Source organism: Pseudodesulfovibrio sp. S3 (assembly GCF_004025585.1).
Classification (GTDB): Bacteria; Desulfobacterota; Desulfovibrionia; order Desulfovibrionales; family Desulfovibrionaceae; genus Pseudodesulfovibrio.
This window is the reverse complement of the sequence record NZ_QTZO01000014.1, coordinates 40891-53855: the sequence shown is the minus strand read 5'-3', so window position 1 is coordinate 53855 and position 12965 is coordinate 40891. Positions and strand designations below refer to the sequence as shown.

Annotated in this window: 12 protein-coding genes; 6 read left to right on the top strand and 6 right to left on the bottom strand. The window is 57.8% G+C overall.

Features of this window, described 5'->3' with window-relative positions; genetic code table 11:
* Positions 1-134: 134 nt before the first annotated feature.
* Positions 135-2063 carry a TRAP transporter fused permease subunit gene (locus DWB63_RS13615; RefSeq protein WP_128329398.1) on the bottom strand — a complete coding sequence of 643 codons (1929 nt, stop codon included), beginning with the start codon at positions 2061-2063 and terminating at the stop codon, positions 135-137.
* A gap of 233 nt (positions 2064-2296) precedes the next feature.
* Positions 2297-3265 (bottom strand): TAXI family TRAP transporter solute-binding subunit, encoded by a 969-nt coding sequence (locus DWB63_RS13610; protein ID WP_128329397.1) that lies wholly within the window; start codon positions 3263-3265, stop codon positions 2297-2299.
* Positions 3266-3576: 311 nt separating this feature from the next.
* Here DWB63_RS13610 and DWB63_RS13605 point away from each other — a divergent pair, with 311 nt between their 5' ends.
* Complete coding sequence (locus DWB63_RS13605; RefSeq protein WP_128329416.1) at positions 3577-4320, top strand: RNA methyltransferase; 744 nt, start codon at positions 3577-3579, stop codon at positions 4318-4320.
* A 440-nt stretch (positions 4321-4760) separates the two neighbouring features.
* Here the strand turns inward: DWB63_RS13605 and DWB63_RS13600 are convergent, their stop codons facing one another.
* From DWB63_RS13600 to DWB63_RS13590, 3 genes are all read right to left on the bottom strand, one after another.
* Positions 4761-7262, bottom strand: coding sequence for an EAL domain-containing protein (locus DWB63_RS13600; RefSeq protein ID WP_128329396.1), 2502 nt, complete (start codon positions 7260-7262; stop codon positions 4761-4763).
* Positions 7263-7408: 146 nt separating this feature from the next.
* Positions 7409-8194 carry a GGDEF domain-containing protein gene (locus DWB63_RS13595; protein ID WP_128329395.1) on the bottom strand — a complete coding sequence of 262 codons (786 nt, stop codon included), beginning with the start codon at positions 8192-8194 and terminating at the stop codon, positions 7409-7411.
* A gap of 24 nt (positions 8195-8218) precedes the next feature.
* On the bottom strand, positions 8219-8677 hold the full coding sequence (locus DWB63_RS13590; RefSeq protein ID WP_128329394.1) for a hypothetical protein: 459 nt from the start codon (positions 8675-8677) through the stop codon (positions 8219-8221).
* 177 nt (positions 8678-8854) lie between these two features.
* On the opposite strand from DWB63_RS13590, the gene DWB63_RS13585 reads away from it, so the two are divergent.
* The 4 genes from DWB63_RS13585 to DWB63_RS13570 all read left to right on the top strand — a co-directional run bounded on the left by DWB63_RS13585 (position 8855) and on the right by DWB63_RS13570 (position 11513).
* Entirely contained in the window at positions 8855-9274 is a 420-nt protein-coding gene (locus tag DWB63_RS13585) for a hypothetical protein (protein WP_128329393.1), read from the top strand.
* A 13-nt stretch (positions 9275-9287) separates the two neighbouring features.
* Complete coding sequence (locus DWB63_RS13580; protein WP_128329392.1) at positions 9288-9845, top strand: hypothetical protein; 558 nt, start codon at positions 9288-9290, stop codon at positions 9843-9845.
* Between the two features lie 64 nt (positions 9846-9909).
* Positions 9910-10716 carry a nitroreductase family protein gene (locus DWB63_RS13575; RefSeq protein ID WP_128329391.1) on the top strand — a complete coding sequence of 269 codons (807 nt, stop codon included), beginning with the start codon at positions 9910-9912 and terminating at the stop codon, positions 10714-10716.
* Between the two features lie 344 nt (positions 10717-11060).
* Positions 11061-11513 (top strand): glycine zipper domain-containing protein, encoded by a 453-nt coding sequence (locus DWB63_RS13570; protein ID WP_128329390.1) that lies wholly within the window; start codon positions 11061-11063, stop codon positions 11511-11513.
* A 48-nt stretch (positions 11514-11561) separates the two neighbouring features.
* Here DWB63_RS13570 and DWB63_RS13565 read toward each other — a convergent pair whose 3' ends face one another.
* A complete protein-coding gene (locus DWB63_RS13565; RefSeq protein ID WP_128329389.1) occupies positions 11562-12038 on the bottom strand; it encodes a MauE/DoxX family redox-associated membrane protein in 477 nt (158 codons plus the stop codon).
* A gap of 300 nt (positions 12039-12338) precedes the next feature.
* On the opposite strand from DWB63_RS13565, the gene DWB63_RS13560 reads away from it, so the two are divergent.
* Positions 12339-12950: a MerR family transcriptional regulator gene (locus tag DWB63_RS13560; RefSeq protein WP_128329388.1), complete on the top strand. Its 612-nt coding sequence runs from the start codon at positions 12339-12341 to the stop codon at positions 12948-12950.
* Positions 12951-12965: the final 15 nt, after the last annotated feature.

The window sequence follows — 12965 nt, the reverse complement described above, 5'->3', positions numbered from 1 at the left end:
ACACAGCTCAGTCGCGAATTCAACGCAACGAGTGTGCAGTGCAGCATATTATAACGAGTTGGGCCTCCGGCGGACTGGGAAAAAAAGGGGGGGCCGGATAAACCGGCCCCCTGAAGGTTTCCTGTCAAATGGGATCAGGCTGGCGATCCCCCGAACATGCGCTTCAGCGGTTTGAACCAGATGAAGCTCATGAACCAGGCGTATGCAAACACCACGACCGTGATGATCGAAAACCAGATGGCGATTTCCTGGACGTCCGCATCCAGTGAAAATGCCGGGACATAGGCAAAGAGGAACGGGGCCAGGTACAGGAACTTGGCGAATTTGAACGAAGTGAATGCCGTGCGCCACATGTTGGCCCCTGCGATGGTCGCCCCTGCAAATGCCGCGATGCAGACCGGCGGCGTGATGTTGGAGTCCTGGGACAGCCAGTACACGATCATGTGGGCCGCAACCTCGTTGACGCCCAGGTGGGTCAGGGCCGGGACAGCCACGACCGCGGTGATCAGGTAGGCTGCGGTGACCGGGACGCCCATGCCGAGCACCAGGGATGCCAGGGCAATGAGGAAGATGGTCGCCACAAGGTTGCCGTTGGCCAACTCAATGACGATGTCGGCAAAGGTCAGCACCAGGCCGGAATAGGTCAGGACGCCGATGATGACGCCGATGACGCCGACCGTGGCACCGATCTTGAGCGAGTTGATGGTACCCTCGCGGGCTGCGGCAACGAAGCCGCCCATTTCGTTCTTCAGTCCGGCCACGGTCTGTCTGCGATAGGCAAAGACCGCGGCAGCAGCGATGAGGCCGTAAAGCAGCAGGACGCGGCCGGTCAGGAACGGTTTGATGGTCGCCTTGACCTCTGCGCCGCCGACGAATCCGATGAGCTTCACCAGCCACGGGCACAGGACCATGAAGGCCATGATGAAGAGCAGGGTCGGGTCGATGCGTTGGCCGTCGTCCTTGAACGAGAGACCGATGCAGGTGGCCAGCCCGACGATGGCCGAGTAGCCCGGCGAGTAGCCTGCGAGCATGAAGATGGTGATGAAGATGAGCGGCAGGGTGTACAGCCATTCATTTTTCAGGATTTCCATGGCGCTGTGCTTGTAACGCTCGCCCACGATGTTGTTCTTTTTGGCTTCGTAATGGACCATGACGAAGACCGAGAAGAAGTACATGACCGCCGGGAAGATGGCGATGAGCATGATGCGCGAATAGGGCAGACCGGTCATTTCCGCCATGATGAAGCCGCCTGCGCCCATGATCGGGGGCATGAACATGCCGCCGATGGAGGCCGCAGGCTCGATGCCTCCGGCCACGTGGCGCTTGAACCCGGCCTTGATCATCATGGGGATGGTGAAGGTGCCGGTGGACACGGTGTTGGCGATGGCCGAACCGGAGATGGACCCGAACAGGCCGGAAGCGATGACCGAGACCTTGGCCGGGCCGCCGATTTTGTGGCCCACCGCGGCCAGGGGGAAGTCGATGAAGAACCGCTGCGCCCCGCATTTTTCCAGGAACGCGCCGAAGAGCACGAACAGGATGATGTAGGTGGCCAGTACGTTGGCCATGATGCCGAATACGCCGTCGGAGCGGTAGAATATGGAGGTGCACAGGTCCGGGAAGCTCGCTCCTGCATGGGCGATAAGCTCGGGCATGTGGGCGCCGTACATGCCGAACAGAAGCATGATCACGCCGATGATGACAAAAACATTGCCGACCACGCGTCTGGCCAGTTCAATGCCCAGCAAGACGCCGATCATGGCCATCCATTTGTCGAGATCAGTTTCGATGCCGGTGCGGTAGTTGATGACTTCGAAATTCAATATCCAGTATCCCACGGAGGCAAGCGACGCCAACATGAGCAGATAGTCGAGCAGCCTGAAAATCAGGGTTTTGGATTTGTAGAGCATGAAGACGAGAATATACGTGACGATGACGTAGATACCCCGGTGATACTGGGTGGCTGCCGGTTCGAAGATGGCGGACCAGGAGTAGAACAGGACCATGCCCACCGACAGGAAGTCGAAGAGGAATTGTTCAATTTTATTTAATTTATCGTACATTGCGCACTCGTGACTGTCCCGGAAGGACAGCGGTTGGAAAAATAAGCCGCCGGACGTATCCGGCATCAGCAGCCGTTTCGCTCCATGGTCCGGGGACACTGCGGGCGATCATGCGAGGCGAGCTGTTTTGCAAAACGGCATGCGTCGGGCAAACAGAGACTGACCCTGCGTACATCGTGAAACGGGCGGGCCGTGAGGCCCGCCCGTGCGGGATGTTGTCGTGAGTTGGATGCCTACTTGAGGACGCCCATTTCGGTCCAGAACTTCACGGCACCGGGGTGCAGGGGAGTTGCGGCCGGGTTCACGCCCTTGAGGCCGTCGGCGATGCTCATGGCCTTGAAGGTCTTCTTCTGCTCGACCATGTGCTTGAGTCCGGCTTCAGACCATACAGCCTTCAGGAGTTCGTAGACGTCCTCTGCTGGAACATTGGAGTTGGCCACGAGCAGGGCGGAGTCGAAGAAGGACGGGGTGTCATGATCCACGCCGCGGTAAACGCCGGCCGGGATGGTCAGCTTGCCGAAGTAGGGGTACTCCGTGAAGTAGCCGGAGGCCTCGGCATCGGCGCCGACATCCACGAGTTCGATGTCATTGGTCTGGGCGGCCATGATGACTGCGCCGGACGGGAAGGCGGTCAGCAGCCAGAAGGCGTCGAGCTGCTCGTTGCCGAAGGCCTGGGCTGCATCGTTGTAGCCCATGGCGTTGCGCTCGATCTTGTCCCAGATGCCCATGTGGGTGAAGAAACGTTCGCAGTTGGCAAAGGCGCCGGAACCGGCGTTGCCGACGCCGACTTTTTTGCCTGCCAGGTCCTTGGTGGACTTGATGCCGGAACCTTTGCGGACAACGAGCTGAGCCGGGGCACCGTAGAGATAGCCGACGGTCAGGACATTCTCATACTTGTTGGGGTCGCCGGTCAGCTTGCCGGTCCGGCCGAGGAACACTTCACCCGCGTAGACGGTGCCGAACTGGCTGCGGCCCGCATTGACGGTGCGAAGGTTTTCGGTAGAGCCGCCGGAAGACTGCGCTTTGATGGAGAAATTTGCATTATCCTTGATGGGGCCGAAGACCTGAATGGCATTGGCAACAACCTGGAAGGTACCGCCGGCAGGACCGCCGCCGAAGACATAGCGTTTTTTCGCCTGGGCGCTGAAAGACATGCCGAGAACAACGGCAAGTGCCAAGGCCAGAATCAGAATCCGTTTCATGTTTCCTCCTAAAGGACCACAGAAGTTAGTAAGGACCGCAACTATTTTTACCATCGATCTATAACGTGGTAAAATACACCCCGGCAGAAGATTCCTACCGGTAACCAGTTGTTGCACAAGATGACAATTTTTTCAATGTCTTTTCTCGTCTGATCGCATCCTCACATGTTGATTTTATTACAAAATTAATATCATTGGGTTTTTTGACCCATCAGTCAGTACCGCGCCTTTCAGGGATGTACGGGTCACGTCATTTTGACTTCCGTGGAGGGTGTGGTACATGCCGGACGTCATTCATCAGGAGGCGCATGATGCTCGACGATCTCGTAGTGGTTCTTTTCCGACCGAAATACCCTGAAAACATCGGGTCCGTGGCCCGGGCCTGCCTGAATATGGGTGTGTCCGACCTGGTTGTGGTCGATCCTTACAATTTCAATCTGGACAAGGCCCTGCCCCTGGCCACGGCCCATGCCCGTCATATCCTGGAGTCCGCCCGCATTGTGAACACCCTTGCCGAGGCCGTGGAGGGTTGCACTGCGGTGTTCGGCACCACGGCCCGCACCGGAGGGTGGCGCAAAGGTCTCATGGTGCCCGAGGAGCTGGCCGGAGTCGTGGACAAGCGTCTTCGCGGCGGCGGCAGGGTTGCCATTGTATTCGGTCCGGAAGACAAGGGGTTGACCAATGAGGAAACCTCGATCTGTTCCGGCCTGATGACCATCCCCACCAGTTTGGAAGGAACCTCTCTAAACCTGGCCCAGGCCGTTGTAGTGGTCTTGTACGAGTGCTTCAAGCGGTCGTTTTCCGAGCCTTTCGTTCCGGGCGGTCCGCCTGAGGAACGGCCCACCACGGTGCAGGAACAGGAAGCCCTGTTCGGCAATCTCCAGGAGAGCCTGCTGGCCATCGATTTCCTCAAAGACGACAACCCGGACTACTGGATGCTTCCTGTGCGCCGGTTCTTCTCCAAGATCGACCTGCGGCGCAACGAGTTCAATCTGCTCATGGGCATTTGCAGGCAAGTGCAGTGGTTTGTGCGGACTTATGGTCCGAAGGGGTAGCCCCGGCTTGGGATAGCGGGCCATCTGCACATTTTCCGCGGGGCCGTCAGATCCTCACGTAGAGGGACTACGCTGCGGTCTGCCGCCCCCGCGTAAAATGCACATCTGACCCACTCTTCCAAGCCTCACGGCGTCGGGGAGGAGAGCCGTTGTTTGGGGCGTTTCGCCCCAAAGGCACTCCATTTCCCCGAGGACCCAGTGTTCGCCTGATCTGTTGTTTGGAGCTTGCCGCCCTAAAGGCACTCCGTTTTATGAGGGGGGGGGCTTTGTATGAGAGCGGCTGTTCGGGGTGTTTTGCCCAAAGGCGCTCCATTCTCTATGTGGGTTCCATATTCATCTGCGAAGAGCTGCTTGGGACGCGCCTCGTCAACCTTGCTTCATTTATGGGGAAAGCAGGAGGGAGGAGCGCTGCCGTCGGGTGTTTGGGCGCTCGGGGCGGGTCAGGTCGCCGGGTCTTCCGAGGGGCGCTTGCGTTGGGCCTTGCTCAGTTTTTCGCGGTTGTCGTCTGCGGTTGTCGAGGCGCGTGCTTGCAGGAGTTTTCGGGCCATGTCCATGGACATGGGTTTATGGAAGTAAAAGCCTTGGACGCAGTTGCAGTTCAGATCGAGCAGGGAGCGGAGTTGCTCCGGCTCCTCGACGCCTTCGGCGATGACGTTGAGATCCAGCGAATGCGCCAGGGCGATGACCGCCTTGACTATTTCCATGTTCTCGGGGTCGGTTTTCATGCGCGCGATGAAGGTGCGGTCGACCTTGAGGGTGTCCACCGGCAACTGCTGGAGTTGGGACAGGGACGAGTATCCTGTGCCGAAGTCGTCGATGGAGAAGTGCACCCCTGCCTGGCGCAGTTTGTTCAGGGTGCGGATGGAGGATTCGGGGTTGTCCATTATGGAGGATTCCGTGATTTCCAGCTTCAGGCAACTTGCAGGCAGGTTGAGTTCCTTCAGGATGTCCACGACCTTTTTGTCCAGTTCCATGCGGGCGAATTGCTTGCTCGAAAGGTTGATGGACATGAAGATATCCTGCGAACCGGCGGTGTCTTCCCGCCATAGGGACAAGGTTTTCAGAGCTTCTCTCAGCACCCATTCGCCGAGTTGGACGATGAGCCCGGATTCTTCGGCCATGGGGATGAATTCCGTAGGGGTGATGGGGCCTCTGTCGGGGTGGTCCCAACGGGCCAGGGCCTCGAAGCCGATGACGTCCGGTTCGCCGGAGTTCGGGCTTTTGAGATCTATGATGGGCTGATAGACCACTCGGAACTCTCCGTTGTTCAGGCCGCGGCGCATGTCGTTTTCCAGGGTGAGCTGGTCCACGGCGGTTTCAAGCATCCTGTCGGTGAATACCTTGAATCGGTTGCGCCCGGAATCCTTTGCCCGGTGCATGGCGATGTTGGCGTGCTGGAGCACGTCGGCGGGTTTGGCGTCCGCGACCGGGCTGAGAACGATGCCGAAGCTGGCCGTGGTCTGCACTTCGTTGCCGCTGAACCGGAATGGTTCGGAGAGTTTTTGGCGGATGCGCTTGATGATGCGGATGGCTTCTCCGGGGCTGGACAGTTCGTCCAGGAGCAGGACGAATTCGTCTCCGCCGAATCGGGATACCGTGTCCAGACCGCGCATTTCCTCGGTCAAGCGGACAGCGGTTTCGGTCAGGACCATGTCCCCGAAGCGGTGGCCGAGGGAGTCGTTGATGATCTTGAATCGGTCGAGATCAAGAAAGACGACGGCAAAATAGTAGTTTTCACGCCGTTTGGCCCGGCGCATGGCCTGGTGCAAGCGGTCCAGGCACAGGGTGCGGTTTGCCAGATTGGTAAGGGGATCGTGCAGGGCCTGGTGCCTGAGCTGTTCTTCCATGGTTTTGCGGTCGGTGATGTCCCTGAAGCTCAAACGCATTCCCAGCGGCTTGCCGCCGATGCCGGAAACCGATCGTCCAACCGCCCCCAGCCAGCGGGTTTTCCCGTCGGCCGTGATGATGCGGAAATCCAGGGAATCGCCTCGGTCGGAACTGGCCTCGATCCGGTATGCGTCCCAGGCGTCCAGGTCGTCGGTTATGATGATGTCACGGATCAGGTTCGGGTCTTCGAAGTAGCGCTCCGGCGGATAGCCCGTGATGCGCTGACAAGCTGGGGAGCAGTACTGGATGCTGTTGTCCGTGCCGATCCAGGCTTCCCAGTCGTAGCCGAAATCCGCGATGGTCCTGTAGCGTTCTTCGCTTTCCTGCAACACGTGCACGAGCCGTTCGCGTTGGCTCTGTATGAGGGCCTTTTTCTTTTCGGTCAGCGCGGTCTGCCTGATGACGTAAAAGGAGAGCAGGGTGAAGATGAGCAGGATGGCCAGGAATATTGTGTAAATGCGGTTTTGGTAGACGGCAATTTCCTGGTTGACGTCTTCAACGAATAGTCCTGTGCCGATTATCCAGCCCCAGGGAGCGAATTCCCTGACAAGGGAAATCCTTTTGACGGAGGGCCCCTGCTCCTTCAACTGCCAGTAGTGCTCCATGAACGTGTTGTCGTTTTGCCGGATGGCCCGTATGAATTCCAAAAACAGTGACTTGCCTTGCTGATCCTTGAAATTCGACAGGTCCTGACCGTTCAACTCCGGCCGGAAAGGGTGCATGACCATGCGCGGAGTTGTGTCGGTTATCCAGAAATAGTCTTTTGATTCCGGGCCGAAGCGAAGATTCTGGACGATTTTTATCCCGAAGTCCTGAGCGTACTCGCGGGTGATTTCTCCCTGTTCCGCCAGACCGTTCAGATGTTCAAGGGAGCTGATGACGGAATTGGCCACCTCGCGGACGGTTTCTTTCTTGGCGTCCATGAAGGCCTTTTCGAGGGAAGGCATGAGGTATAGGAAAATGGATCCGGCAAAGAGCAGGAGCATGGTGAGGGAGGGCAGTAACACGCGAACAGGGGCGTATCGCAAATAGTTGGTGGATTTGATCTGGCTCATGTTCCGTGGGCATCCTGCTCCGTTTTGCAATGACTTTCCAGCCTGTGTATAGCCTATAACAGAAAAAAAGAAAATCATTCGGAAAAGGCAGCTTTGCTGCACGGAGATGGGGAATCAGCCCAGGTTTCGGAATTGCGGAAGTCCGGTCAGGGCAGGGATTCTTTGTCAACCACCACCCGGTTTTTGCCGGAATTCTTGGCCCCGGCAAGGGCTGTCTGGAGGCGGTGCATGAGGGTGTCCGTGGTGTCGTCCCGGGTGGCCTGGACGACTCCCAGGGAGATGGACATCTTGATCTTGCCGCCGAAAATCTTGTGGGCAACGAGCTCCCGGAGTTTTTCGGCCACAAGGGCGGCCTGGTCCAATTCCGTGTGCGGGGCCAGGATGATGAATTTTCCGCCCCTCCAGCGGAACATGTAGTCGTTGTTTCTGAGCTTGCTGTCGATGAAATGCGCCAGGTTGGCCAGCAGTCTGTCGCCGGTGCAGTACCCGTGGGTTTCGTTGATGGCCTTGAAATCGTCCACGTCGAAGATGATGCCCGAGAGGTCGTGTGCATAGCGGCGAACATTGCCCAGTTCCCTGGCCGTCACCTCTTCGAATTTACCCCGGTTGTAGGCCTTGGTCAGGGTGTCGATGACCGTGAGCTGTTCCAGTTTTCCGCACACCTCGTCAGCGGTTGCCGCATCCCGATCCAGGGTGGCGATGACGTGTTTGAGGATCAGCAGGGCCTGGGTCGCGAGGATGAAGAACCCGGCCACCATGCACAGGTACACCAGCCGCATCAGCTTTGCAGGGTCCTCCGGCGGGGTCAGCACCAGCGTGTAGATGACCCCGAAGTTGATGCAGAACAAAGCGGCCAGGCACAGGACGCTCAGGATGTAGAACGCCTTGTAGCGGGTCTTGAGGTTGCGGGATGGGGGTGATTCCGTGCTCATGTGGATTCCGTCGGCTCTGGAGGGCTATTCCAGGGTACCCTCATACGTGTAATAGAGGCTGCCGGTGTTCTTGTCGTTATCATAATTGATTTCGATGGAGAATTGCGGCCACATCCAACCGTAGCGGAAGCCCACGCCCCTGCCCGGTCCGTATGTTTGCATCAGCATTTCCTTGAGGAAAAACTGGTTGACCCGTCCGGCAAAGGCCACGCCGACACGGAAGAGTTTGTCCTTTTGGAAATAGTAGGCCACGGAAACGATTTCGGCCTTGCCGAGGGTCATGGGTTCGTTCCGCCTAAAGTAGGTATCCTCGAAACCTGGTTTTTGTACCGGGCTGAGGTCCGTTATGTCGGATACGGGTGTCCCCCAGGTCAGTCCGCGAAAACTCGTCGGGGCCGGGGCTGTTACGTAGTCCGCAGCCATTGCCGGAACGGCCGTGGCTGCCAGGATGAGCGTCAATGTCAGGGTGCAGATAAATTTCATAGCCGGTTTTCTCTTTGGCGTCAGGGGTATGAGTCGTCCAGAATGAATTCATTGTACGGACTATCGAGGTAAAATCAAGATGGAGAATGGTATTATGACATGATCGGGAAAAGGGGCGCTTCGGATTGTCATCCGGCAAGTCTGTGTGGTATCACGCGCCATATGAAGGAGACGGTCATGAAAAAAAGCGTTCTTTTGGTCCTTGTTTTGGCCCTGCTCTTTCTGTGTGCCTGCGACGGACCCGGCGCAGACCCGCAACGGCTTGAGGCTTTGGAGGCCGAGGTCGCGGCCCTGAGGCAAGAAGTCAAGCAGCGCGATCAGGCCTTCAAGGATGAGCTGATCGTGGTGCGCAAGAATCTTGAAAACATCCAGAAGCTGCTTGAGGTGGATGAGAGCCGGGCCAAGATCCGGGAAGAAGCCGAGTCCGGCATCCCTTCGGCGGACAAGGAGTTGGACGACAAGGCCAAGTCCTTTGTCGATGAGAACCTGGACCGACTGCTGGAGTTGACCCGGAAGATGTTGGACAAGATGGAAAAGGAATTCGACGAGCATTTGAAAGGAAACAAGGAAACGCCCCCGCAGGGGGATGAAATATGATGGAGAACCTCTGATGAATACATATAGCAAATGGTTGCTGCCTTTGTGTCTGATGGTGTTTTTGCTTCCCGGTTGCGCCAAGAGCAATGCGATCAAACTCAGTTACGCCCTGAACAGCACGGATTCCCCGTGCGTGGGCAATGTGGTGGTCTTCAGGTTCGAGGACAAGCGGACTGTTACCAACCTGGGTAAAACCACCGACAACAGTGTCATCACCTCGCTTTCCGATGTCGCTGACTGGGTCGGCTGGGCCTTGTTCGACGAGCTTGAGAGTGCCGGTTGCACGGCCAAGTACCGGACCTCCACGGTCATGCCCGAGGACGACCTGCTCGTGACCGGCGAGGTGCTGGGCGTGGAGCTCAACCAGACCGGCGTGACCACCTACAAGGGCAAGGTGTCCGTCAGGATCATGGTTACCAAGGGCGGAGAGACGGTGCATGTCCAGAAGTACATGAGCGAGGTGGAGGACGTGGTCGTGCCGGGATATTCCACGGAGTCGGACATCCTGGCCGATGCCCTGCGCGGGGTCATGCTCGAGGCCATTCCAGCCATCGCCGCCGTCGCACGCTAGACACCGACTGTCTGTTTTTTCCGCACCTGCATGCCGGGTGCGTAATCCTGTATAGGGAGCGATCATGTTTGCTGACAAGGATATCTGCAAGCAGTGCGGCGCCTGTCTGGACGAGTGCCCTTTTGACTTGATCGTGGACGGTGCGGACGGCTTCCCCAAGCTTCGTCCCGCTGCCAGAAAGACCTGCATCAACTGCGGTCATTGCGTGGCCGTGTGCCCGGTTGGGGCCGTCACCCTGCCCGAGATGCCCGCCGTGTCCCAAGGACTGTCTCCCGAGCAGTGCGTGCCTCTGGTCAGGGATTTGAAACTCACCCCGGATCAGGCCGAGCAGTTCCTGTGCGGTCGCCGGTCCGTGCGCGCCTACAGGGACAAGGTCATTCCCGAGGATGTGTTGAACCGCCTGTTCTCCATCTCCCGGTTTGCCCCCAGCGCCAAGAACGGTCAGCCGGCCCGCTGGATCATCACCCGCACCCCGCAGGCGACCCGTCGTCTTGCCGGGTTGACCGTGGAATACATGGCTACCCATTCCGTGTTCCCCGGCGTGGTCAAGAACTGGTCCAAAGGGTTGGACAAGATCCTGCACGGGGCGCCGCATGTGGCCGTGGCCCACGCGCCAGAGGACGGGTTCAACCCTGCCGAGGACTGCTCCCTGGCCGCCGCCTACCTCGAACTGGCCGCCCATGCCCACGGCATAGGTGCATGCTGGGCCGGATTCCTCATGGAAGTGGCCGAGGGGTGTTGCGCCATCCGTGAAACCCTCGGCATCCCCGAAGGGCACGGCGTCTACGCAGCCCTCATGCTTGGCTACCCGAAATATCGCTACAAGCGCATCCCGGCGCGAAAAGATGTGGAAATAGCCTGGCTGGATTGATTGTCCCGGGTTTGCCATGGCACTGCATCGATCTTTTTTTCGGATGAATCCGTTTTTTCCCTGATGTAGTTCGTTGTTGTTTGTCTCCAAAGAGCGTTCAACTGTTATTGCCCTGTCTGAAACCGCCTGCCGGTTTTTATCGCCAGCCCTTGCTTCCAGTGGACAATAATTGCGTTCCTGTGCGTATTTTTGCGCGCGCTGGAGCGTTTGTGTTTTGTTGAAAGCCAATGGAATCGGGATGTTGTGTGGTGGCATACGCATTGCTCAAAAAAAGGTCATGAGAGCAAGGCCATGCGGCCTGAGAAGCATCAAGGGCCGGGTAGGCCGAACAGGAGGATATAACCATGAGAACCGCAATCGTATTGGTAATGATGATTTCGCTGCTGACGGGATGCCAGACAACCCAGGCGCAGAACGGTGCCGCACTCGGCACATTGGCCGGCGCCACCCTGGGCGCACTGACTTTCAAGAACAAGATATCCGGCGCAGCCATTGGTGCGGGCGCAGGTATGCTGGTCGGTTATATCGCGGGCAATGAGATGGACAAGTATGATGCCTACGACGAACGGCAGATACACAATACCCTGGAGACCGCTCCTTCGGGCCATGCAACCCGGTGGGTCAACCCGGACAGTCATGTCCAGTATCAGGCCATTCCGGAACCGCCTCGACAATATGGCAACGGACGTGTGGAACGTGATGTGACGCTCAAGGCCCGCATGGCCGACGGCTCCACCCAGACGGTCTACGCCAAGGCTTACAGACAGCCTGACGGTTCCTGGCAATTGGTTCAGTAGCCGGGTGACCGCAACAGGAACGACAAGGCCGCAGCAATGCGGCCTTTTTCATGCGCTTTTGGAAAACAGGCGGGTGATGGGGCGGGGAGTTCTTCCGGCCTTGCTGCGTTGCCAGTACATGGCTGCACAGGCAGCCAGCATGAGTCCGTCGCGGAAAAGGGCTTCAAGGGGCCCTGTGGGGGCGTTGGCAGTGGATCGGGGTGTGCCGAAACAGCCGCAGTCGGCATCCAGGCCGATATGCAGGGCGTACAGCAGTATAACCATGAACCCCAACAACTGTGCGACAACGGTCAGCAACGCCCCTTTGACGTCGAGCACCAACCCCAACCCCGTGATGATCTCAATGGCCGGGATGACATAGGCGAGGGCTGTGGCCATGCGCCATGTAACCAGTCCGTATATGTTGATGGTCACGGCAAAACCGTCGGGGTTGGCGAGCTTGATGGCCCCGGCATACATGAACAGCAGGCCGATGATCAGCCTGAGCGCGATATAGGCGGGTCTGGAGGTGAAAAGTGGTTTCATTGGCGGCTTCCCCTTGCGAATGGCTTGTGACAACCGCACGAACATAATGGGTTCTGCGTGCAAGCGCAAACAGGGAATGGACCGTCCGGGCAGATTCGCCGCCAGCTATCGTGCTTTTCTAATAAAAGTCTAGAAATAATCAAGAATATCAACCACAACGCTGGCAGGAGTCTTTGTTGTAGTTGAAAACTTCTTTAAAATTAGGAGGATGAGAAAATAAAATACTTGTCTCAATGCGGAATTTTCTGTACTCCAATGAAGAACAACAAGGTAGGCAAGTCAAGCAAGGGGAGTTGAGACATGACTGGCAAGAAAGTGCTTTCCGTGGCAGAAATCGCCCGCGAACTGGAACTGCCCGAGTCCACTGTGCATTATTGGAAAAACCGTTTTTCCCAGCATCTGCCGAGCGTGGGGCGGGGACGCCAGAAACGGTTCAGGCCTGAAGCCGTTGAGGTGTTCGGAGCCATTTCCCGTCTTCTCAAGGAAGGCCACACCGCCCGCGACGTCATGGACCAGCTGTCCCAAAACTATCCGCTCCAGGCCGATGCCATGCCGACTGTCTCCGGTGGCGGCGACGTCCCCATGGCCCTGTCCGCCGGGTCCATGGAACCGGTCATGAAGATGGCTGCGGCCATCGGCATGGAAATAGCCAAGTCCGTGGGTGACGGTATCCGTTCGGTGCTTGATGCTGAAAGCATGGGGTCGCCTGACGTGACCGAGGTCCGGCAGGGATTGGAAGAAGCGGCCCGGCGCATTACGGTGACCATGGAAGACACCGAGGCCTTGAAGTCCGAGAACAGGGAACTCAAGGAAAAGCTCGCGGTCATGGAGGCGGAGATGGTCCGGTTGCGCAAGGATCGTCGCGAAATGGAAAAGTATCTCCTTGACAAGATCAAATCCGTATCTACCTAACCCCCGTTCAGGGGA

Bases quoted from the DNA above. Each gene is read 5' to 3' on its own strand.
- DWB63_RS13615 (WP_128329398.1), bottom strand. From the start codon at position 2,063: ATGTACGATAAATTAAATAAAATTGAACAATTCCTCTTCGACTTCCTG.
- DWB63_RS13610 (WP_128329397.1), bottom strand. From the start codon at position 3,265: ATGAAACGGATTCTGATTCTGGCCTTGGCACTTGCCGTTGTTCTCGGC.
- DWB63_RS13605 (WP_128329416.1), top strand. From the start codon at position 3,577: ATGCTCGACGATCTCGTAGTGGTTCTTTTCCGACCGAAATACCCTGAA.
- DWB63_RS13600 (WP_128329396.1), bottom strand. From the start codon at position 7,262: ATGAGCCAGATCAAATCCACCAACTATTTGCGATACGCCCCTGTTCGC.
- DWB63_RS13595 (WP_128329395.1), bottom strand. From the start codon at position 8,194: ATGAGCACGGAATCACCCCCATCCCGCAACCTCAAGACCCGCTACAAG.
- DWB63_RS13590 (WP_128329394.1), bottom strand. From the start codon at position 8,677: ATGAAATTTATCTGCACCCTGACATTGACGCTCATCCTGGCAGCCACG.
- DWB63_RS13585 (WP_128329393.1), top strand. From the start codon at position 8,855: ATGAAAAAAAGCGTTCTTTTGGTCCTTGTTTTGGCCCTGCTCTTTCTG.
- DWB63_RS13580 (WP_128329392.1), top strand. From the start codon at position 9,288: ATGAATACATATAGCAAATGGTTGCTGCCTTTGTGTCTGATGGTGTTT.
- DWB63_RS13575 (WP_128329391.1), top strand. From the start codon at position 9,910: ATGTTTGCTGACAAGGATATCTGCAAGCAGTGCGGCGCCTGTCTGGAC.
- DWB63_RS13570 (WP_128329390.1), top strand. From the start codon at position 11,061: ATGAGAACCGCAATCGTATTGGTAATGATGATTTCGCTGCTGACGGGA.
- DWB63_RS13565 (WP_128329389.1), bottom strand. From the start codon at position 12,038: ATGAAACCACTTTTCACCTCCAGACCCGCCTATATCGCGCTCAGGCTG.
- DWB63_RS13560 (WP_128329388.1), top strand. From the start codon at position 12,339: ATGACTGGCAAGAAAGTGCTTTCCGTGGCAGAAATCGCCCGCGAACTG.